The organism is Nodularia sp. UHCC 0506 (assembly GCF_034931045.1).
Lineage (GTDB): Bacteria > Cyanobacteriota > Cyanobacteriia > Cyanobacteriales > Nostocaceae > Nodularia.
This window is the reverse complement of sequence record NZ_JAYGHH010000052.1, coordinates 18,816-42,125: the sequence shown is the minus strand read 5'-3', so window position 1 is coordinate 42,125 and position 23,310 is coordinate 18,816. Positions and strand designations below refer to the sequence as shown.

The following is a 23,310-nucleotide window of genomic DNA, read 5'->3' as shown; positions in this document are numbered from 1 at the left end:
CAATACAATTTCAGTAACTAAATTTTTCTGGCGGTCGTAGCTAGCCATTCGGCTGTGTACCTTGTGAATGTGTTGCTTCTATGTCCGCAAGTTGGTTATTAGTAGTACGCTCAATAAACTCAAGGCTGCACTAATGATAAACATAAACGTATATCCCGTAGCAGTGGCGATCGCACCACTCAGAACTGAAGCAGCAATTCCACCCAGATATACTACTGACACTTGAAGCGTATAATCAGTAGCGGCTGTAGCTAGTTCGCATTTATCCATCATGGCACTTAGTAATGCAGTATATGCCATGCTTTGGGCTGCATTGACTGTGATACTAACAGCATACAGCACAGGTAAACTACTGATACCAATTGCAGGTATGATATATAAAAGCGTCATCATGCTGGCAGCAAAACCAAATAGAGTTAGAGAACATAATCTTCCCAAGTGGGGAATCAAAATTCCTGCAATCAAAGCACTAACAATGCGGACACTGTAACTGACAATACCCAACATTAAGCCAATATCTGAGAGCGACAAACCTCTATCAACAAAAAGTGGCCGAAGCATTGTACCTGACATCATTTCGCCTCCCATATATAGCAATACTACGAAAAGCCACGGTAATGCTTTGGGACGCGAGAGAAAGTTGATAAAAGGTTGAAAATAAGATTTAAAAAAGTTTGATTTCTGAGATTTATTACTAACTTGTTCTTTATACAATATTACTGGAATTAAATTCAGTAAAATTACAACTGACATAATTATCAAGCTATACCGCCAGCCGATTCTATCTAGTAGAATCAGCACTCCGCCCCCACCAATAATAGCGCCAAAAACATTTCCCCCAGCTTGAATAGCGTTTCCTAATCCTCTTTCTCGTGGTTTGAGTAAATTTACTGCTAACGCATCGGTTGCAATGTCTTGGCTGGCGGAAAATAAAAAAGCGAGAAACATACAAAAAACTAAGATATTGAAATTCTCTTGAATATCAATAAACGCACATCCAAATGTTACAAGTGCTAACAAAAGTTGAAAACAGATAATCCAACCGCGATAGTGTCCTAACCTTGGCAAACTGTAGCGGTCAATAAAAGGCGACCACAGAAATTTTAACGCTGAGGGAAGAATGAGAAAACTTAACAACCCGATAGCATCCAGCGACATATTTTGTTGTCGCATAAAAACAGGTACAGTTTGGATAAAAAAGGTTGTCGGAATGAATTGTGTAGTATAAAGTGCGGCGAGCAGGATTAATTTAGCAAGCATGGCGATGTGCGGAGGATAACAGATCAAAAATAGCGACAGGAAAATAATGTTTGGCGTTGCTGAATCCAGATATGAAAATCAAAAATTGCCTCTCTTAAACTCTCACTCTCTGCGCCACCCTGAGGGAAAGCTTCCAGCTAACTGCGTCTGTGCGTCAAACAAATTCATATTCTCACTCAGCAACGGTTAATGTTTCCCATCGCCACAACAATTAAATTAGAAATTAGCTTTAATTTGCACGCCATAGGTCACGGGATCGCCAAATCCTGCGGTTCCATCCGGTACTGGGAATAAAAATCCAGACGTGATATAGCGAGTATCAAACAAGTTATTTGCATACAGGTAAATGCCATATTTCTCAGCTTCGTAACCGATGCGAGTATTTACTAAGGCATACGGTTCTTGCTTGATTTGGTTCTCATCATCGAAATAAGTAATACCATAACCACGCAATTCTGCACGAGCAAATAAGCCGGACTGACTGCGATATTGAGCCGCTAAATTGTAGGTAAATTGTGGTGCTATGGGAACTCTATTATTACTTAGGTCTACACCTGTATCGGAATTTAGGTAGTTTTTGTATATACTATCTACATAACCAACTGATGCAGTTAAATCGAATCCTGTAGCTGGTTTTGCTTTCAGTTCAAATTCTACTCCAGTGGCTTTGAGATCAACATTGTTAACTCTGCCAAAAAACCCACTCTCATCAAATTGCAAAACTTGATAGTCATTTACATCGTTCTGAAAGATGGATAGGTTAGCAATTAAATGATTATCCAGCCAAGAAGATTTCAAACCGACTTCATAACTCCAAGTTTTTTCTTCTCCAAATCGCAGTTCTGCTTCACTATTGGCGCGGTAGTTCAATCCACCCGGTCTGTAACCTTTGGCAACAGTCGCGTATCCCATTAAACTAGGATTGAATTGATATTTCAAACCGAAGCGAGGAATCAATTCACTGTTGCTAACTTTTTCATTGTTAAATGCCGGACGCAGTGGGGTGAGAGTTCCGTCAGGGTTTACTGACTCATAAGTACTATCTGAAGAAGCATCACTAGATTCGTAACGCAAACCAGCAAATACAGTCAATGGTTCTATAAGCTGATAATCTACTTGTCCAAATACCGCGTAGGTTTGCCGATTATCGTCTCCAGTACGTCGGAATCTTCCAAATCCAGGAAAGTCGATTTGAGAATCATCAACGTTAAAGTCACGAGATTCGTAGTAACCACCTAACAACCATTGAAAACGCTCGGCAGTTTCCGGAGATTGGAAACGTAATTCCTGCGTCCATAATGTGGAGTCAATACTATCAATAATTTGTATCGCTCCTGTACTCCCCGGCACAAGGTTTTCTTGACGGGTAAACCGACGTGCGGTGATGGATGTGGCTCGGAAACCCTCGCCGTTGTAACCAACTCTGATAGCTTGAGTATTTGTATCTAGCTTACTATATCCTTCAGTTTGTAAGTTAACCTCAAATGGGTCAGCAGGATTTAACTTGTTGTAAGTGGGATTACCGTCATCTGTAAAGCTGTTATAGCTATTAAAAGCTACTGTCCAGTCGGGTGTAGGTGTCCACAGGAGTTGCGCTCTTGCAGCTAGGCGCGATCGCTCACCTATTTCATTACCTGTGGCGAGGTTGTTAATAAATCCATCCTGTCCTCTGTAAGCTCCCGCAATTCTCAGTGATAATTTATCGTCAACCAAAGCATCATTGAGAGCGAATTGGAATTCGCGGCTGTTATATCTACCATAACTTGTACTAACTCGTATTTCTGGTTCTGGCGTTGCTTGTCTAGAAATGATATTGACGACCCCACCAGAACTATTTCGACCATATAGCGTACTTTGAGGGCCTCTTAGCACTTCTATTTGTTCTAGATCGAGTAAAGCTAAGTCAAGAAAGCCGTTATAGTCAATTGGAATATCATCGATGTAAAAGGCTACGCTATCCTGAGCAGTAAGGAAATTTTGATTGTTCAAACCCCGCAAACTGTAATTACTAAACTCTGTACCGCCGGAAGATGTGGGAAGAAAATTAAAGTTGGGCGTTTGATTGGCAATATCAATCAAAGAATCGATTTGAGCATCTTCTATTTCCTGACGAGGTATTACAGTAATACTAATGGGTACATTCTGTGCATTTTCAGGTCGTTTTTGGGCAGTAACAGTTAATTCAATATCTGGTTCATTAGGTTTTTGGCTCTCGGCTGATAGTTGAGTTTCAGGTGTTGTTGGTGTCACCCCTAAAACTAAACCTTCATTGCTGTCAAATAGTTCGACTTTTGGAGCTTGTGTTGTCCCAACTACAGTAATTTGGATACTATTTGCATCCTGGTTTACCGCTAATACTTCCGTAATTCCCGCAACTGGCTTTTCTTGACGGAAGGTATTACCACTGGCTAAAAGCAATTGTGCATTTGGGATATTTGCAATAAAGCTATTACCTTCTATTTTAGTTGTGGCTTGCAGCTGATCAGATGCAGATGTTTCTAAAACAACTTCTAACCCACTAGCTGTCTGATCTAACTTTATCCCTGTTACTAGGATAGTAGACTGCTCTTGTTGAGCTAGCCACTCTTTGACACTTGTGTGAGGAAGCTTAATATCTGAAAGCTGGGGAATTTGATGATCTTCTTTTGTTACAGCTAAAGCTTGTTGATTTATTAAAAATATGGCAAGTATGATAGCTAGTCCTGAATTTTCCAGTAGATACAGTTTCCTCATTTAATCCTCACACCAAAAAAGTAATCTCAAATTATCAATAAAAATTGACAAAATTAAAGTTATTAGTAGCAAATCGACTCAAGCATTTATGTTGCTCAATTATTTGGCTTTGTGGTAAATCTGTCAAATGACAAGCTGTCAAACTTCTAAATCGCGTTCTAGATTAAAAATTACTTATTGATTAATTATTCTTATGGTTGAAAACAGTTGATTGATGTACTTTCAAAACTGTTAATAAACAAGCATTTGAGATTAGTTTGACTTATTGTCAAATATTAAAGTTTTTCTATAAAAAGTTAAAGATATATAAAATTAATTATTAATAAATACACTAGTGATCAACAGTAGTATTTAATACTGTGTTTTTTTGTACGTATCAAATCTTGAAAACAGATTCTAAACAAGGCACTTAATCTCTGAAGCTTTTGCTGGACAAGGATATTGATGAAAAAATAACCTAAATTTTAACCACCCAAACCCTTGTTATTAAGGGATTATTCTACTCTAGATGCGTTGGACTTGATGCCTGGTGAGAGTATATTTTTTAACTTTTAATTAATTTGAAGAAAAAAAATAAATAGCCAAAGCTAATATGTATTAATTTATACTGATTGTTATAAAGATATTTTAGATTGACAATACTCTAAAATCTGTATTAGCTTAACCTATAGTATTCAGCCCTCTCAATATTGACAAAAAGTACATTATGTGATTTTTCTAAGGAGATAAAACAAAAACTATACTTAAACGCTGATGTTATCTTCCATATTTGATGCATTTGTAGAAGCCAGCCCCGTCAGTGTCATGATGCGAGTCCTGATGTCAAATATTTTTAACTCCTCACGGATGAATCAGCTATTTGAGAATCAGAGCGATCGCCAATACTCTCAAGAGTTACTGTTTTCGACTCAGGTGGATTTGATGAGTCTGGTAGTATGTGGGATGTATCCATCGGTTCATGCCGCTTATCAGAAGAAGGCAGTGGAGGTAAGTGTCAGCGCCACAGCACTATACAACAAACTGCAACGAATTGAACTGCCTGTGAGTCGGGCATTAGTCCATGAAACAGCATCAGACCTCCAGGAGTTACTTCACCGATTGAATGTGGAACGCCCTAGTCCTCTAGGAAAACAATATCGGCTGCGGATTGTCGATGGTAGTTGTTTAGCCGGAACCGAACGCAGACTAGCAGCGCTGCGTCCCCATGCAGCCAAACCATTACCCGGAAAAACAATCACCATTCTCGACCCAGGGACAAAACTGGTTGTTGATGTCATCCCCTGTGAAGACGGTCATTCCCAAGAACGCTCCTTGTTCAATCAGGTTTTGGCACAAGTGCAACCCCAACAAGTATGGATTGCCGACCGTAACTTCTGTACCGCCGGATTTCTGCATACTATTGCCAAACTGGGAGCGTTTTTTGTGATTCGTCAACACGGGAATTTAGGATACACGCCCGTGAGTGAATTACAGTCAGTCGGACGATGTGAAACTGGAACCGTATTTGAACAACAGATTGAAATTACCCATGAGGGACGAACTTTTCGGTGTCGCCGTATCGTTGTCAAGCTGAATTGTCCCACCCGTGACCAAGATTGGGAAATTGCTATTTTTACCAATTTACCACCCACTGATGCCGACGGCGTTCTGGTGGCAGAACTCTATCAAGGGCGGTGGAGTGTGGAAACTTTATTCCAAACTGTTACCCAAAACTTTCATGGGGAGATTGAAACCTTAGCTTATCCCAAAGCTGCTTTGTTCTCCTATTGTCTGGCGCTGTCAGTCTACAACCTTTTAGCGACTCTGAAAGCAGTCCTTGGTAGTGTACATGGGGTAGACAAAATCGATGCCGGATTATCCGATTATTATTTGGTGGATGATATTCACGGTATCTATCGAGGCATGATGATTGCCATTCCTCCGGTTCATTGGCAATGCTTTGAGGAGTTTACCGACATTCAGATGGTAGATATTCTCCAACATCTGGCCACTAAAGTACATCTGAAATCGTTTCGCAAGCATCCCAGAAGTCCCAAAAAGAAGCGACCACCTCTCTTGGTTGATGGCAAACATCCCCACTGTTCCATTGCTCGAAAGCTCAAGCAATACAAAGCAACTCTTGATGCTATCCCATGAAGTAACATCATAAAATATGTTATTTGTCAATATTTAGAGGGCTGGTTCACATAGCTTGTTACGACTGCACAAAAAACTGAGCAATTTTCTGAGAAATGTCGATGATGTATAACAGTGAAATAACAACGTTAGCAGATTTACCGCGCGTGCAAGCACGTCAATTTCCAGACGCTAGAGCATTGATATTCAAGGATAAGTCACTTACCTATATACAATTAGATCAAAGAAGTAATCAGGTCGCAAATTCACTATTAACCCAAGGAGTTAAATCAGGGGCGCGAGTAGCATTTTTAGCGAAAGATTCACTTAAGAGTTATGAAATTTTATTTGGTTGTTGCAAAATAAAAGCTGTTTTTGTACCAATTAATTGGCGTTTAGCTGCTGCTGAAATCAGCTATATTCTCAGAGATGCTAATGTTGATATTCTTTTTGTTGGGGCAGAATTTTATCAGTTAGTAGCATCGATTATAAATGAGATTGACGGTGTTAAAACCATTATTGCCTTAGAAGAAATTGACGGTAATTGCCTGAGTTACGATATTTGGTCACAGGAACATAGTGATGAGCCACCAAATGTTGCTGTTGCAGCCAATGATGTAGCCGTACAAATGTATACTAGCGGCACGACTGGAAGACCTAAAGGTGTCCAACTAGGACATTACAGTTTTTTTGCGATCGCCAAAGAATTTGCTCAACGAGGTCAAACCTGGATCAACTGGAACGCAACTGACAAAAGTTTGCTAACCTTATCTTTATTCCATATCGGTAGTTTATGGTGGGCTATTCGTGGTTTAGCATCAGGAGCAGAAAATATTGTCTTAGAAAATTTTATCGGCGTTGAGGTTCTCGAAGCGATTGAAAAGTACCGCATCACTAAGACATTTATGGTTCCAGCTATGATTCAAATTTTGTTGAACGAACCATTATGTCAAAAAACAGATTTTTCATCACTAGAATACATTATTTATGGGGGTTCTCCCATAGCTGAATCATCACTAAAAAGTGCGATCGCTACATTCGGTTGTAATTTTGTACAAATATATGGAATGACCGAAACTGGTAATTGTGCTGTTTCTTTACCTGCACAAGACCATACATCTGCAAATAAAAACATCCTCAAAGCTGCGGGTAAACCCTTTCCTGGCGTATCGGTAGCCATCATCAACAGTGAAGATAAAGAACTATCTTGCGCTCAAGTGGGTGAAGTTTGTATCAAATCTCCTGCAAATATGATTGGTTATTGGAAATTACCTGAAGCTACAGCAAAAACCTTAGTAGATGGCTGGATTCATACTGGTGATGCTGGTTATTTTGATGAAGAAGGTTACATTTACATTTGCGATCGCTTTAAAGACATGATTCTTTATGGTGGTGAAAATGTCTATCCCGCAGAAATTGAAAATATTTTATATGAACATCCAGCCATCAGAGAGGTAGCAGTAATTGGTGTTCCAGATGAAGATTTTGGAGAAGCAATCAAAGCGATTGTGGTGTTAAAAACAGGAATGAAAGCAACCGCACTAGATATTATTAATTTTGTTCGGGGTAAAATTGCTGATTTTAAGTTACCTAGAAGCGTTGAGTTTACTGAATCTTTGCCAAGAACGCCTAGTGGTAAATTACAAAAAGCCAAGATTCGGGAGAAATATTGGCAAGGGTATGAACGGCGGGTGAATTAAAGAAAGTATCCCCAATATTTGGGTTTATTTTAAAACGCAGAGGAGCGCAAAGGAAGAAATGACTAATGAATAATTCTCAAGTTCCACTTTGGAAACCGCTAACTGTACGCAACTTTTTACTTTTGTATATCGGTGAAACCGTTTCACTTCTAGGCGACCAATTCTACATCGTTGCATTACCTTGGTTAACAATACAATTAACTAACTCTGGTATCACATTAGGTACAGTGTTAATGAGTGCAGCAATTCCTCGTGCTGTTTTGATGTTGTTTGGTGGTGTGGTGAGCGATCGCTTTTCACCACGATTAGTGATGTTAGTTTCCAATGCTTTACGTGGGTTACTAGTCGTTTTATTTGCAACCATCGTTGCGCTTAAAATGATTCAACTATGGCATATTTACTTTTTTGCTGCGGGCTTCGGAATATTTGATAGCTTTTTTATACCTGCATCTAAATCAATTATCCCCAGTCTGGTATCAAAAGAACAGTTAATAGCAAGTAATACCCTGAGCCAAGGAACTTCCCAACTGATTTTGCTAATTGGGCCGGCTTTGGGTGGTTTGCTGATTGCAACTGCTGGTATTGAAGTCGCATTTGTCATTGATGGGATAACTTTCGCCATCACAACTATCACCCTTTTGCTCATGAAGGGAACAACAGCAAAAGCAATAGTATTGAATGGGGAATTAAATCAAAATTCTACGTCAACTAAAAAAACTATGAGTTTGATTGCTGGTATCCGTGAGGGATTTTACTACGCATGGCACAATCAGCCTCTGAGAATCTTTTTGCTGGTAATGGTAATCCTAAATTTTCTATTTATTGGGCCATTACAAGTTGGGATGACTTCACTGGCTCATAGTCGCTTCCCAGGTGGTGCAGTAGCTTTAGGAATATTGCAATCAGCTTGGGGTGGTGGTGGGTTAATTGGGACACTCACACCTCAATTTGTCAAAAATCTCCCCAACATCGGAGTTTTACTGCTGACTATTGCGAGTGTTCAAGGCTTTGGTTTATTTTTACTTGGCTTTATTGGTAATATAGGACTAGCTAGTATAACAATTGCAGTGCTGGGATTTTGCAGTTGTATTTTTACTGTAGTAGGAATCACTTGGCTTCAGAAAAGAACCCAACCTGAAATGTTAGGAAGAGTGATGAGTTTGGGAATGTTTTCTGCTTTTGGTGTTGCTCCTATTTCTTTTGCTTTAGCTGGGATTTTAGTAAATTTAAATCTGATAATTATGTTTACTGTTGCGGGTAGCATTATGTTGATTACAAGTATTTCTTTAGCGGCGAATCCATCGGTACGTAAAATTAGTTAACTAGATAAATCTGGTTTGATTGATTAATTTTTCTGTAAAAACTGGGAATAGTGAACGGGGAACAGGGAACAGGAAATTTACCTGACTTCTCCAAAATTAAATAATTAAATAAAAGCCATATAGCGAGTGAAAAAATTATGAAAGTTGAATATCAAGACAATCAGCGAATGGGAGTTGTTGTTTATGACTTTAATCATAAAACTGCTTCAGATGGAGATATTGAGGATCTTAAGCAACTGATATATGAATACAAAATTGTTGTACTCAAGGAGCAAGATTTATCACCTGATGAGTATTGCGATTTTGGGTATCGTTTTGGGGAGGTAGAAAAATACTATCAGCCGATGTATCACCATCCAGAAAGAAAAGAGATTTTTGTTTCCTCTAATGTTTCTGAGAATGGTCAGCAAGTTGGAGTCCCAAAAACTGGTAAATTTTGGCACGCTGATTATGCGTTTATGCCCAGGCCATTTGCATTTTCAATGGTATATCCTCAAATCCTTCCTAGTAAAGAGCGTGGGACTTACTTTATTAATATGTCCAAAGTATATCAAAGTTTACCAGATGACCTGAAAGCGATCGCCAATGAGTCGAGTTGTTATCACAGTGTCAGACGTTTTTTTAAAATTCGTCCTGGAGATGTTTATCGTCCGATTTCGGAAATATTGGACGAGATTGAACGAGTCACACCTCCCGCAAACCATCCAACGACCTTGATTCATCCGGTTACAGGAGAAACTATCCTCTACATTACCGAGGGGTTTACTTATCGCATAGATAATTCAGAGGGAAAACCGCAAGATATAAATATTCTCCAAAGGTTGTTGACTCATTCCGGTCAGTTAGACAAAACTTTTGAATATCCATTAATCGAACACCATGAATTTGAATTAGGGGATATACGGATTTGGGATAATCGATCTTTAGTCCATTGCGCTCACTATGCTACAAATTCAGAACCAGCGGTCACATTTCGATTGACCTTGCACGATAGCTATCCATTTTATCAGTTATAGAGCAATTTTATTCTCCCTGCGTTTAAGAGGAGGTTTTAAAAGTCACGATTGATGCATTAAATATTTGGCGTTGTTGAATTTGAATATGAAATTTTTAAATTCACTCTTCTCAACTCTTACTCTCTGCGACTCTGCCCCTCTGCGTGAGTTAAATCCATATTCTCAATCAGCAACGCCACCAAAAATTAAAAATTAATTTGCCTTATTCAGTCATTTAATCAGGATAAAATATCATGTTAAATTTTCAAGATTCAAGTCAACAAAGCGTCAAAAAAAATAGCATCTATTTCAATAATGATGATATATTACTGGCACAAGTCCTCAAACCTTATAAAGCTCATTGTCAGTATCTTAAATTTGCTGAAATAACGAAAGATGGCGATCCTCAGCATGGGGGACGTGTAATCGGACGATGTGAATTCTCGATTCCAGAATCATGTTATATTGATGACACTGGTCATTTTAATTCAGTAGAGTTCAATATTTGCTACAACCAAATGATGTATTATGTCATAGCTAAATCCGTGAAAGAAAGACTGATGGCATCATTGCAGTCGTGGACTATGGCAGATTATTGGAATAAACAGCTACCGGATGTCTATATTGTGAATTTTGAAAGTTCCTTTCGACGTGCTATGCAGTCTTCTAAGTTTTGGGGTGAGATTGAGTTTACTAATATTCGGATTAAATCTGGGATGATGTATATAGTTACTAAATGTCGTTATTGGGATGATAAAGATGGTAATTGCAGTGGTAATGTGAAATTAGTTATTGTAAATTCTCCGGTATAGGTTTACTCGAATTAATCCTTTTTTTTTACAAGGCGATATTAAACTAGTGAACAGTATATATCTTGCCTAAATAATTTTTTACGCAGAGAAGAGAACGCAAACAAGGACTTTGTTTTGCTTAAGTAGTATGTCTAAAATCACATTTTTTACAAATTATATTCAAGACGAAATATCTAAAGCAATTGGGATAAACGCATCTGAATTGGATGTGGAAATGTCTTTAAATTATTTAGGGCTTGATTCATTAATTGCTGTCAAACTCAGAAATAAGTTTAGAAAAGACTTGGAATTAGATATTCCAGCAGTAAAATTTCTAGAGGATACTAATGTTGCAAATTTAGCAATATTAGTCGATAAATTGAGTATAAATGCTGACTCAAAAATAGAAAATGATGATGAATTGTTGGAAGGAGAATTATGAATTTAGTTGAGTTCCTCACACAACTGTCGCAACAGAATATAGAATTGTGGATGGAAGATACTAAACTGCGTTATCGTGGTCGCAAAGAAGTATTAACTTCCACAGTTTTAAATCAAATTAAGCAGCATAAAACAGAAATTATTGATTTGCTGCGCCAAGGTTTTCATAGTTCTAAATCCTACCCTCTGACTCATGGTCAGCAAGGTTTATGGTTTTTGTATAAACTTGCACCCACAAGTGCAGCTTATAATGTTGCTTTTACAGCTCGCATCCGCTCTTATTTAAATATTTCGGCTTTACAACAAGCATTTCAGAAGTTAATAAATCGTCATCCAACTCTCCGCACAACATTTGCACAAAAGGATGGCGAACCTGTTCAACAGGTTCATGAATACCAAAAAGTCGATTTTGAAAATATTGACGCTTCAGCTAAGAATGAAGATGAGTTGATAAGCCAAGTTATAGCAGCATATCAGCGTCCCTTTGATTTAGAAAAAGGTAATTTATTACGAGTAAATTTATTTACTTGTTCTGAAGATAATTATGTAATATTACTAACTATACATCACATTGTGATTGATGGTTTTTCCTTGGGAATTATTCTTGATGAGTTGCGATCCCTCTACGAAGCGGAAAATACAGATCGAGTTATATCTTTACCTGCTATTAAGTACCAATATCAAGACTTTGTACAGTGGCAGAGAAATACTTTAGCAAGTTCTGTAGGCGATGAACTATGGAATTACTGGCGTGAACAATTAGCGGGTGAGTTACCCATATTAAAATTACCAACAGACCGACCGCGACCACCGATTCAAAGCTATCGGGGAGCTTCCTATACTTTTGAAGTAAATCAAGAGTTGACTTCTCAGCTACGAGAAATGGCGAAAGCTCAAGGAGCAACTCTTTACATGACTTTGTTAACCGCCTTTCAAGTGTTACTTTACCGCTTGTCAGGCCAGGAAGATATAATTGTGGGTGCGCCTATTGAGGGGAGAAGTCAGCCGCAATTTGCCGAAACTGTAGGCTTTTTCGTGAATATGCTGGCTTTGCGGGTAAAGTTGGCTGGTAATCCGACATTTTCTCAGCTTTTGACTCAAGTCCGCCAAACTGTATTAGATGCGATCGCCCATCAAGATTATCCCTCTACTTTACTAATTGAGCGATCTCAACTCAACCGCGATCCGAGTCTTCCTGGTCTTTTTCGCGTTTCTTTTAATTTGTTAAAACTCAGTGAAATTGCTCAAGATTATGAATTATCTGTATCTAATAAAACTAAGATGCGAGAAGATTGGGGAGGGTTAACTCTCGAACCTTTTGTGATTCCCCAGCAGGAAGGACAGAATGATTTAGTGTTCGATATGATGGAAACAACTGAATCATTAATTGGTATTTTAAGATACAACAGTGATTTATTTGATGTTACGACAATTAGCAGGATAGCAAGTCATTTTCAAACTTTACTCCCAGGGATTATTGCTAACCCAGAACAGCAAATTGCTTCCTTACCTCTACTCACGGAAGCTGAAGCAAATCATTTGTTGTGGAAGTGGAACACCAACCAAGTTGATTATCCCCAAGATCGAGTCATTCATCAGTTGTTTGAGAACTGTGTCAAGCAGCAACCAAACGCGGTTGCGGTGGTATTTCAAGAACAGCAACTAACTTATCAACAATTAAACAGCAAAGCCAATCAACTAGCACATTACCTGCGTTCTTTGGGAATAGGTGAAAATCAACTAGTGGGAATTTGTGTGGAACGTTCCCTAGAAATGATTATTGCATTATTGGCAGTTCTGAAAGCGGGTGGAGCTTATCTACCTTTAGATCCTGCGTATCCCCAAGAACGCTTGAACTTTATGCTGCGTGATTCCCAAGTATTGATATTGCTGACGCAACAAAAATTAGTCACGAGTTTACCAATAGAGGATTTAACTGTAGTTTGTTTAGATCGAGATTGGCAAGCTATTTCCCAGGAGAGGGAAGACAATTTAGTCATTAATACTACATTTCAAGTTTTAGCCTACGTGATTTACACATCAGGTTCCACAGGTAAATCTAAAGGAGTGGTGATCGCTCATTGTAGTTTAGTAAATGCGTTTTATGCTTGGGAAAAAGCTTATCAACTCCAGTCTTTGACTAGTCATTTACAAATGGCGAGTTTTGCTTTTGATGTGTTTTCAGGGGATGTCATTCGCGCTCTTTGTAGTGGCGCTAAGTTGGTTTTATGTCCGCGTGAGTGGCTGTTGGAACCGGATAAGCTGTATAAACTGATGCTAAGGGAGAAAATTGATAGCGCGGAGTTTGTTCCAGCTGTGTTGAGAAACTTAGTTGAGTATTTGCAAAGAACTCAGAAAAATCTCCATTTTATGAAATTGTTGGTAGTCGGTTCAGATAACTTGTATGTGCAAGAATATGAAGAATTTCAGCGTTTTTGTGGCGAACAAACACGTTTGATTAATTCCTATGGGGTAACGGAAGCGTGTATTGATAGCACATATTTTGAATTGGGGATGGGGAAATTAGGAACTGGGTTGGTTCCTATTGGTCGTCCATTTGCAAACACGCAAGTTTATATTTTAGATCGATATTTACAATTAGTTCCCATTGGGGTTACTGGTGAATTATATATTGGTGGTGCTGGTTTAGCTCAAGGTTATTTAAATCGTCCTGATTTAACCAAAGAGAAATTCATCTCCTATTCTCCCCACAACTTTATTTTGTACAAAACCGGAGATTTAGCGCGTTATCTTCCTGACGGTAATATTGAATTACTCGGTCGAATTGACGATCAAGTGAAGATTCGGGGTTTTAGAATTGAACTAGGGGAAATTGAAGCTGTTTTGAGTAGTCATCCCCAAGTTCAAGCAGCAGTGGTGATGCTTCGACAACTACAAACTGACAATAAATCTATAGTTGCATATATTGTTTCTGGACAGCAATCATTAACAACTAGTGAATTGCGTAACTTTCTCAAACAGAAGTTACCTGATTATATAATTCCCAATGTGATCGCCATTCTGGAAACTTTACCTTTAACCCCCAACGGGAAAGTAGATCGGCGTGCTTTACCAATTCCAGATATGGAACAGAGTCGAGAAATAGATTTTGTTCCACCGCGCACAGCAACGGAAGAAGCGATCGCTAATATTATCGCTGCTGTTTTGGGACTCACACAAGTAGGGATTCACGATAACTTTTTTGAATTGGGGGGACATTCTCTACTTGCAACTCAAGTTATGGCGCGATTACAACAAACCTTAAATATTGAGTTACCGTTACGCTCTTTGTTAGCATCTCCCACAGTGGCTGGATTGAGTGAAGCACTGACATCTTTTACAAAGACAGAATCTTCAGTTGATTTACCAACAATTATCCCAAATCCAGAACAGCTATATCAACCTTTTCCCCTCACCGACATTCAACAAGCTTATTGGTTAGGACGCAATGAAGCTTTTGAATTAGGAAATATTGCTGCTCATGGTTATTTAGAATTAGATTGCGATCGCCTAGATTTAACAAGATTAAATCAAGCTTGGCAAAAACTCATTTTGCGTCACGATATGCTGCGTGCTGTTATTTTACCAGATGGTCAACAGCAAATTCTGACAACAGTACCAGCTTATGAAATAGAAGTTTTGGATTTGCAAGATTTAGAGGTGATGCGCGAGCAGATGTCCCATGAAGTCTTACCTGCGGATCAATGGCCTCTATTTAGAATTCGAGCTACACCTATAGATGAACAGCGTACCAGACTCCACCTGAGTTTTGATGCTTTGATTGCTGATGCTTGGAGTGTGTTTATGCTGATGCGGGAGTGGTTAGATTTATATAATAATTCTGAGTTTGTATTACCACCCTTAGAACTTTCCTTCCGCGATTATGTGCTTGGGGAATCAACTTTAAAAAATACACCCCAATATCAACGTTCTCAAGAATATTGGTTTAACCGACTAGATACCTTACCACCAGCACCAGAATTACCCCTAGCGAAAAATCCCAATTCCATTACCAATCCTCGGTTTCAACGTCGTAGTTCTCAACTGTCTCCAGAACAATGGCGCAAATTACAAAATCGCGCTCAACAATTTAACTTAACTCCTTCGGGAGTTTTATTAGCTGCTTTTGCAGAAATCCTCAGTCAATGGAGCAAAAATCCTAAGTTTACGATTAATCTCACATTATTTAAACGTTTACCTTTACATCCCCAAGTCAATGAGATTATGGGAGACTTTACTTCTTTGACACTTTTGGAAGTCGATCGCTCAGTTCCTCAAAGCTTTAGCAACCACGCTCAACAATTACAGCAACAACTGTGGCAAGATTTAGATCACGGTTATATCAGTGGTTTGCAAGTAGAGCGAGAACTTAGCCGTCAACGCCAAAGTTACCAATTTATGCCAGTGATATTTACTAGTACACTAGGTTTAGAATCACTTGGTCAGGATACATCAATATTAAGTCAGTTAGGCGAACTCGTTTACAGTATCAGTCAAACCCCACAAGTTTGGTTAGATAATCAACTGAGAGAGCAAAACGGAACTTTAATATTTAACTGGGATGCGGTGGAAGAACTTTTCCCCCCAGGTTTACTGGATGAGATGTTTGCTGCTTACTGCGATTTGCTCCAACGATTAATTACCTCAGATGCTGTTTGGAGCAAGATTCAGCGAGAATTACAACAACCGACAATTGTAAATTATCCCACCCCACCCATTTCTGAGGAAACTTTGCACAGTTTGTTTATCAAGCAAGTGCAGATCCAAGCTGATTCTCCAGCAGTCATTACCCCAGAGCGTACCCTAACTTATCAGGAATTATACCAACACGCTCTCCAATTAGCATCTCAACTGCGAGAATTGGGAGCAAGTAGCGACAATGCGATAGCGCGGAGCGCTGTGCCAGAGGCAATCGCCATTGTCATGGAAAAAGGTTGGGAGCAAATTGTTGCTGTACTAGGAATTTTAATCGCTGGTGCGGCTTATCTCCCCATCGATTCCGAATTACCAGCAACGCGACAAGCATACTTACTCGAACAAAGCCAAGCAAAAATCGTTCTGACTCAATCTTGGTTAGATAATTCTTTAGAACGCTCAGAAAATCTGACTCGTATTTACATTGATTCTCTCACACCCCTACACCCCTACACCCCTACACCCCTACACCCTCAAAATCCATCAGCTTTAGCTTACATCATCTACACTTCCGGTTCTACGGGTTTGCCCAAAGGCGTGATGATTGATCATCGAGGTGCGGTGAATACCATTTTGGATATCAATCGACGCTTTGGAGTTAAATCAGGCGATCGCATCTTAGCTTTATCAGCATTAAACTTCGACCTCTCAGTTTACGACATCTTCGGCATATTAGCGGCGGGAGGAACAATAGTTATTCCCTCAGCACAGCAAACCAAAGATCCCGCACACTGGTTAGAGTTAATAGTATCTCAGCAAATTACCCTATGGAACTCAGTTCCAGCTTTGATGCAAATGTTGGTAGAATATCTTACCAACCAACCACAACAACCTTCATCTCTACGTTTAGCTTTGTTGAGTGGGGATTGGCTACCTCTAAATTTACCAAATCAAATCCAAAAATTGTGGACAAATATCCAAGTTGTGAGTTTAGGAGGAGCAACAGAAGCTTCCATTTGGTCAATTTACTATCCAATTACCCAAGTCGATTCTACCTGGAAAAGTATTCCCTACGGCAAACCACTCGATAATCAACAAGTATATGTATTCAATCACAATTTGCAGCAAACTCCTGTTTGGGTAACAGGACAACTATATATTGGCGGTATTGGTTTAGCAAAAGGCTACTGGAAAGACGCAGAAAAGACAAACGCTAGTTTCATTACTCATCCAGTTACCAAAGAAAAATTGTATAAAACAGGCGACTTGGGACGCTATTTACCCGACGGGAATATAGAATTTTTAGGAAGAGAAGATTTTCAAGTCAAAATCAACGGTTATAGAATTGAACTTGGTGAAATTGAAGCCATATTAAAACAGCATCCCACCGTTAAAGAAGCAGTAGTCACCACAGTAGAACAAACACCACAATTAGTTGCTTATATCGTTAGCGATACACCAACTCCCAATTTAGGGGAAGCTTACCAACCAACTCAGCAACCAGGAGTATTAAGCGACGCTGGAGAACGCATTGAATTTAAACTCCAGCAACCAGGAATCCGCAAATCAGAATCATCGCCAATTACTATTCACTTACCCAAATCTGAACTTGAGCAAACAGCTTATCTAGAACGCCAAAGTTACAGACAATTTTTACTTCAAAAAATCTCCCTAGAACAATTTAGCCAATTTCTCAACTGTCTCCAGCAAATGCAACTGGGTGATTATCCCCTCCCCAAATATCGCTATCCTTCTGCTGGGAGTCTTTATCCCGTACAAACTTACTTATTTATCAAACCCAACAGCATCGAAACCCTTCCCGCAGGAATATATTATTATCATCCCAGCGACCACAATTTAATCTTACTCTACAGCACCAACGAAATAGATAGTAGTGTTTACCTTGAGAATCAACCACTTTTTGAACAATCCGCTTTTGCGATATATTTGATTGGGAAACTAAGTGCGATCGCACCGATGTATGGAGAAATTGCTAGAGACTTCTGTCTTTTAGAAGCAGGACACATCGGACAATTACTCATGAACAGCGCACCGACTCAAGAAATTGGTCTTTGTCCCCTTGGTTATTTAGAATTTCCCCAAATTCAAGATTTATTTCAACTAGAAGCCAATCAAATTCTCCTTTATAGCTTTGTTGGTGGAAAAATAGACCCAACAGATTCTCAGCAATGGTCAATACTTAAAAATCCTCAAACTACCAAATCAAATTCTAGCCAATTCCGAGAATATCTACAGCAGAAACTTCCACAATACATGATACCTGCTGAATATATTCTCATTGACACCTTACCCCTAACCCCCAACGGAAAAATAGATAGAAAAGCCTTACCAACCCCCAATCTCGCAACAGCTAAATCAGCAACCTTAGTCCCTCCGCAAACCGAAACCGAAAAAACAATAGCCGAATTTATCCAACAACTGCTGCAAATTGAAACAGTGGGAATACAGCATAAATTCTTTGAATTAGGAATAGACTCACTCAAACTTGTGCAGTTGAAAAATTACTTACAAAATCAACTTCAAGTCAACATTTCCATGCGCCAATTATTAGTAGAAACAACAAATATTCAACAACTGGCATTAGCCATTGATGAGCAATTAATCATAGCCAAAATTACACAAAAACCATTACCTACAGAACAAGATGACGATAAAGAAATAATCCAAATTTAAATGTAGTATTTATGTGTACTGATATTTATAGCGATTCCCAGTTACAGCAGTTTTCATCTATTTAGACCACGGTCTTATTTCTTCCTTTGCGCCTAACGCACTTCGTGCTTTGCTGCGCTAATGCGTGAGATAAAAATAGTATGGTTCATTTACCTGAAAATTGCTGTAAATGAGGTACAAATTTTTGAAACGCAAAGGGACGCAAAGTAAAGCGCACAGGTACGCAGAGATTTGTACATCAGCAAACTAGGAAATGCTATAAATAAACGAACCACAAAGTACGCAAAGTTAAGAGAATTTAAAAGGGTTTTTGCATCATCAAGTGAATTTTTTAAAAGTTGGGATGCTAAAAATCAAAATACATCTATATTATTATCCGTGCCATCGGTGTTCGTTAATCAAAAATGAAGAAAAACATTATGAACAAAAACCAACTTTTAATCGAACTCGAAAAACGAGGAATCAAACTCTGGTTAGAAAATGATCTATTAAACATCGAAGCACCAAAAGGAACATTAACACCAGAACTACGCGATTCCCTCAAAGAACATAAACCAGAAATTATCAAACTCCTAAATCTCAACAACATCAAAACAACTTCCCTAGCAATCATCAAACCAAATCCTCAGCAACTTCACCAACCATTTACACTCACCGACATCCAACAAGCGCATTGGTTAGGACGCAATCAAGTATTTGATTTAAGCCATGTCAACAACCATGTTTACATAGAATTTGAAACTAATAATTTAGACATATCCCGCCTGACAGCAGCTTGGCAAAAACTCATTCAACGTCATGATATGCTCAGGGCGATAGTATTACCCACAGGAGAACAACAAATCTTAGATAAATTTCCCGATTATCAAATTACTATCCTAGACTTGCGAGAATTAGAACCCCCAAAAATCAAAACTGAATTAATAGCAATCCGCGAAAAATTATCTCAGCAAAACTTACCTTCACACCAATGGCCTTGGTTTGATATTCGAGCCACTTATTTAAATCAACAACAAATTCGACTGCATTTGAGCATGGATTTATTGCTGATAGATGCTGCAAGTATTCGGATTTTATTTCACGAATGGAATCAACTTTATCAAAATCTCGAATTATCATTACCACGATTAGAACTATCATTTCGAGATTACGTCATTGCTAAAAATTATCTCCAAGACTCAGAATTAGTCAAGCGATCGCAAACTTACTGGTTCAATCGTTTAGATACTCTCCCACCAGCACCGGAACTACCTCTAGCTTGTTTTCCTAGTGAATTAAAAGAGTATACATTTAAACGCTATGCAGGAAAACTAGAACCCCATATATGGCAAAAATTAAAACAACGTGGTCAAAAAGCTGGTTTAACTCCTTCTATCATTTTGCTAACCGCTTTTGCAGAAATTTTAACTTTGTGGAGTAAAAAGCCTTCCTTTACTCTCAATTTAACTGTTCTGGAACGTCTACCTTTCCATCCTCAAATCAATCAAATTATCGGCGATTTTACCAACACAAACCTCTTAGTAATAGACAATTCATCACCAAATACATTTATAAATCTAGCTTTAAAAATCCAACAACAATTACTACAAGATTTAGACCATATTTATATTAGTGGAGTAGAAGTACTGCGGAAATTGCTCAGTCAAAATCAAACAGAATTAACCGCAGCTATGCCTATAGTATTTAGTAGTGTTTTAGGTTTAAGTAATTTTTCTCAGGCAGATTTAGAATATAACTTTTTGGGAGAAGTGGTGTATGGTATTAGCCAAACCCCGCAAGTTTCCTTAGAACACCAAGTTGCAGAACACAATGGAAGCTTAATTTTTAACTGGGATGCAGTAGAAGCACTTTTCCCAATGGGGATGTTGGATGAAATGTTTACAGTTTACTGTAATTTGCTGGAGCGTTTAGCCCAAGAAAATGAATTGTGGACAGAACCCATAGAATTATCACCACCAATCCAAATTCATCATCCTCATCCACCAATCCCGCAAACAACTTTACTTCACACTTTATTTTTTGCACAAGTATCTCAACGTCCAGAACAACAAGCCATTATTAACAATGATCGCATTCTCACCTATCAAGAGTTAAACGATCGCGTCACTGAATTAGCAGGACAACTAGGCGATCGTTCTGGAGTGGTAATCGCTATCATAATGGAAAAAGGTTGGAAACAGGTTGTCGCTGCTTTGGCTATCCTTGCTGCTGGTGGTATCTATGTCCCAATCGATCCAGGATTACCACAAGAACGTATATGGTACTGCTTACAACAGGCACAAGTCAAATTAGTACTGACTGAAACTTGTTTTGTTCATAGTCTGAAATATCCAGAGAACATTCCCACTTTGTCCATAGATTCATTACAAACGTCATCATCTCAACAGCCATTCCAGCAAATCTCAAAACCCACAGACTTAGCCTATATCATCTACACCTCTGGTTCTACAGGAACACCGAAAGGCGTGATGATTACGCATGAAAGTGCAGTTAACACGATTTTAGATATTAACGAACGCTTTCGGATCAATTCAAGCGATCGTATCTTAGCTATTTCTGCTTTCAGCTTTGACCTCTCAGTTTACGACATCTTTGGTACTTTAGCAGCCGGAGGAACCATAGTCATTCCTGACGCTGCAAACAGTAAAGATCCATCTCATTGGAGTAAATTAATTACCAAACACCAAATCACAATTTGGAACTCAGTTCCGGCTTTTATGCAGATGTTAATTGAGTATAATTTAAATCATCCTCAAGTTACATTTAATACTCTCAGATTAATTTTATTGAGTGGTGATTGGATACCCTTAAATTTACCCACTCAAATCCAAGCATTATCTCCACAAGCCGAAATCATTAGTTTAGGAGGAGCAACAGAAGCCGCCATCTGGTCAATTTATTATCCAATTACCCAAATTGACCCCAACTGGAAAAGTATTCCCTACGGTAAACCACTCAAAAACCAATATATTTATGTTTTAAATACATCTTTTAAAAAATGCCCCGTTTGGGTAACAGGAGAATTATATATTGGGGGAATGGGATTAGCAAAAGGTTATTGGCAAGATGAAGAAAAAACAAATGCTAGTTTCATTATTCATCCATTTACCAAAGAAAAATTATATAAAACAGGTGATTTGGGACGTTATTTACCCGACGGCAATATTGAATTTTTAGGAAGAGAAGATTTTCAAGTTAAAATCAATGGTTATCGCATTGAACTCGGTGAAATTGAAGCCACATTAAAACAGCATCCCACCGTGAAAGAAGTTGTCGTTACAACAACCCCAAAAACACATCAACTAATTGCTTACATTGTTCCACAACTAGAGTCAAACATCACTACTCAAGAAATACGTTCTTTTCTCCAAACCAAATTACCAGCATACATGCTCCCCTCTACTTTTGTGTTGTTAGGATCTTTCCCGCTCACAGCAAATGGTAAATTGAATCGTCAGGCGCTACCTATTCCTGAAGCTACGCAACCAGAATTAACACAAACTTTTACCCCGCCTCGCAACCAAGTAGAAGAACTATTAATTACAACTTGGACGGAATTATTTCAACTTCCACAAATCAGCATTCATGACAACTTTTTTGCATTAGGTGGACACTCATTTTTAGCACTACAATTAATCTCTAAAATCAATCATAATTTTCACACAAGTATACCTCTCAGTACACTTTTTCACTATCCAACTGTAGCCCAATTAGGAAACTTTCTCATCCAAAATCATCACGCTTCCTCAACACCTATATCTTTAGTCCCCATTCAACCACAGGGAACTCAACCACCATTATTCTGTATTCATCCCACAGGAGGACAAGTAATGGTGTATCAACATCTTGCCACCTGTTTAGGAACAGATCAACCTGTATACGCTCTCCAGTCTCGCGCTCTCAACAACTCATTGGATGAGCATAATAGCATTGAAAATATGGCTGGGGAATACGCCAAAATCATTCGCCAACATCAACCTGATGGTGCTTATCATCTCATGGGTTGGTCTATGGGTGGAGTCATTGCTGTTAGTATTACTAAAGAATTAGAACAGCAAGGATGTAAAGTTGATTTTCTTGGACTTGTAGATGCGTTCTTATTTCCAGATAGTATACCAACTTTGACACCCGATCCTTTATATGAATTAGCATTAGTCTTTGGTGGTACTTTTGTTGATGCTTTGATGACGCTAGATACTGTTCAACAGCAGCAACTACGAGAGCAACTCATAAGTTTAACTTCTGTTGAACGTCTGCAATTAATGATGAATTGGGGAAAATCACAAAATTTACTTTCAACAGAACTATCAGAAGTATCAATTGAAATATTGCAAAAACAACTAGAAATAACCGAAATTCACCAAAAACTCTTAAAAAACCACCAACCTCCCCAAATTCAAGCTCAAATCTCCATCTGGTGGGCTGCACAGCAACTCACCGCTAAGTTACCCCGTACTAACTGGAGTCAATATACTATCAACGCAACTCACACAAAAATCTTAGATGGCAACCATTTTAGCATCATGCTTCCCCCCTGCAACACAACACTCGCCCAGCAATTACAAGAGTACATTTAATTACATACCAGGCTTGTTTATTGAGAGCGGAGCGCACCTGGAGGAGT

General features: G+C 38.7%; 10 protein-coding genes. 8 read left to right on the top strand and 2 right to left on the bottom strand.

The genetic code is table 11. The annotated features are described in order from the left end of the window. Window positions 1–78: 78 nt before the first annotated feature. Entirely contained in the window at window positions 79–1,260 is a 1,182-nt protein-coding gene (locus VB654_RS21370; protein WP_323215814.1) for an MFS transporter, read from the bottom strand. A 216-nt stretch (window positions 1,261–1,476) separates the two neighbouring features. Continuing rightward, entirely contained in the window at window positions 1,477–3,993 is a 2,517-nt protein-coding gene (locus tag VB654_RS21365) for a TonB-dependent receptor domain-containing protein (protein ID WP_323215813.1), read from the bottom strand. Window positions 3,994–4,746: 753 nt separating this feature from the next. On the opposite strand from VB654_RS21365, the gene VB654_RS21360 reads away from it, so the two are divergent. From VB654_RS21360 to VB654_RS21325, 8 genes are all read left to right on the top strand, one after another. Then, window positions 4,747–6,129 carry a transposase gene (locus tag VB654_RS21360; RefSeq protein ID WP_323215812.1) on the top strand — a complete coding sequence of 461 codons (1,383 nt, stop codon included), beginning with the start codon at window positions 4,747–4,749 and terminating at the stop codon, window positions 6,127–6,129. A 101-nt stretch (window positions 6,130–6,230) separates the two neighbouring features. Next, window positions 6,231–7,808: a long-chain-fatty-acid--CoA ligase gene (locus VB654_RS21355; protein ID WP_323215811.1), complete on the top strand. Its 1,578-nt coding sequence runs from the start codon at window positions 6,231–6,233 to the stop codon at window positions 7,806–7,808. A 65-nt stretch (window positions 7,809–7,873) separates the two neighbouring features. Then, window positions 7,874–9,130: an MFS transporter gene (locus VB654_RS21350; RefSeq protein WP_323215810.1), complete on the top strand. Its 1,257-nt coding sequence runs from the start codon at window positions 7,874–7,876 to the stop codon at window positions 9,128–9,130. Window positions 9,131–9,267: 137 nt separating this feature from the next. Continuing rightward, window positions 9,268–10,146, top strand: coding sequence for a TauD/TfdA dioxygenase family protein (locus VB654_RS21345; protein ID WP_323215809.1), 879 nt, complete (start codon window positions 9,268–9,270; stop codon window positions 10,144–10,146). A gap of 233 nt (window positions 10,147–10,379) precedes the next feature. Continuing rightward, the gene (locus tag VB654_RS21340) at window positions 10,380–10,937 is read left to right on the top strand and encodes an FcoT family thioesterase (RefSeq protein ID WP_323215808.1); all 558 of its coding nucleotides are present in this window, start codon (window positions 10,380–10,382) and stop codon (window positions 10,935–10,937) included. Window positions 10,938–11,064: 127 nt separating this feature from the next. Beyond that, window positions 11,065–11,358: an acyl carrier protein gene (locus tag VB654_RS21335; protein WP_323215807.1), complete on the top strand. Its 294-nt coding sequence runs from the start codon at window positions 11,065–11,067 to the stop codon at window positions 11,356–11,358. Beyond that, window positions 11,355–18,686, top strand: coding sequence for a non-ribosomal peptide synthetase (locus VB654_RS21330; protein ID WP_323215806.1), 7,332 nt, complete (start codon window positions 11,355–11,357; stop codon window positions 18,684–18,686). The genes VB654_RS21335 and VB654_RS21330 overlap by 4 nt, the downstream gene beginning before the upstream one ends. Before the next feature lie 419 nt (window positions 18,687–19,105). Next, complete coding sequence (locus tag VB654_RS21325) at window positions 19,106–23,263, top strand: amino acid adenylation domain-containing protein (RefSeq protein WP_323215805.1); 4,158 nt, start codon at window positions 19,106–19,108, stop codon at window positions 23,261–23,263. The last annotated feature ends 47 nt before the right edge of the window (window positions 23,264–23,310 follow it).

What these genes read in the sequence shown, in the direction of transcription:
- VB654_RS21325 (WP_323215805.1), top strand. Translation starts at nt 19,106, where the DNA reads ATGAACAAAAACCAACTTTTAATCGAACTCGAAAAACGAGGAATCAAA.
- VB654_RS21370 (WP_323215814.1), bottom strand. Translation starts at nt 1,260, where the DNA reads ATGCTTGCTAAATTAATCCTGCTCGCCGCACTTTATACTACACAATTC.
- VB654_RS21355 (WP_323215811.1), top strand. Translation starts at nt 6,231, where the DNA reads ATGATGTATAACAGTGAAATAACAACGTTAGCAGATTTACCGCGCGTG.
- VB654_RS21365 (WP_323215813.1), bottom strand. Translation starts at nt 3,993, where the DNA reads ATGAGGAAACTGTATCTACTGGAAAATTCAGGACTAGCTATCATACTT.
- VB654_RS21350 (WP_323215810.1), top strand. Translation starts at nt 7,874, where the DNA reads ATGAATAATTCTCAAGTTCCACTTTGGAAACCGCTAACTGTACGCAAC.
- VB654_RS21335 (WP_323215807.1), top strand. Translation starts at nt 11,065, where the DNA reads ATGTCTAAAATCACATTTTTTACAAATTATATTCAAGACGAAATATCT.
- VB654_RS21340 (WP_323215808.1), top strand. Translation starts at nt 10,380, where the DNA reads ATGTTAAATTTTCAAGATTCAAGTCAACAAAGCGTCAAAAAAAATAGC.
- VB654_RS21330 (WP_323215806.1), top strand. Translation starts at nt 11,355, where the DNA reads ATGAATTTAGTTGAGTTCCTCACACAACTGTCGCAACAGAATATAGAA.
- VB654_RS21345 (WP_323215809.1), top strand. Translation starts at nt 9,268, where the DNA reads ATGAAAGTTGAATATCAAGACAATCAGCGAATGGGAGTTGTTGTTTAT.
- VB654_RS21360 (WP_323215812.1), top strand. Translation starts at nt 4,747, where the DNA reads ATGTTATCTTCCATATTTGATGCATTTGTAGAAGCCAGCCCCGTCAGT.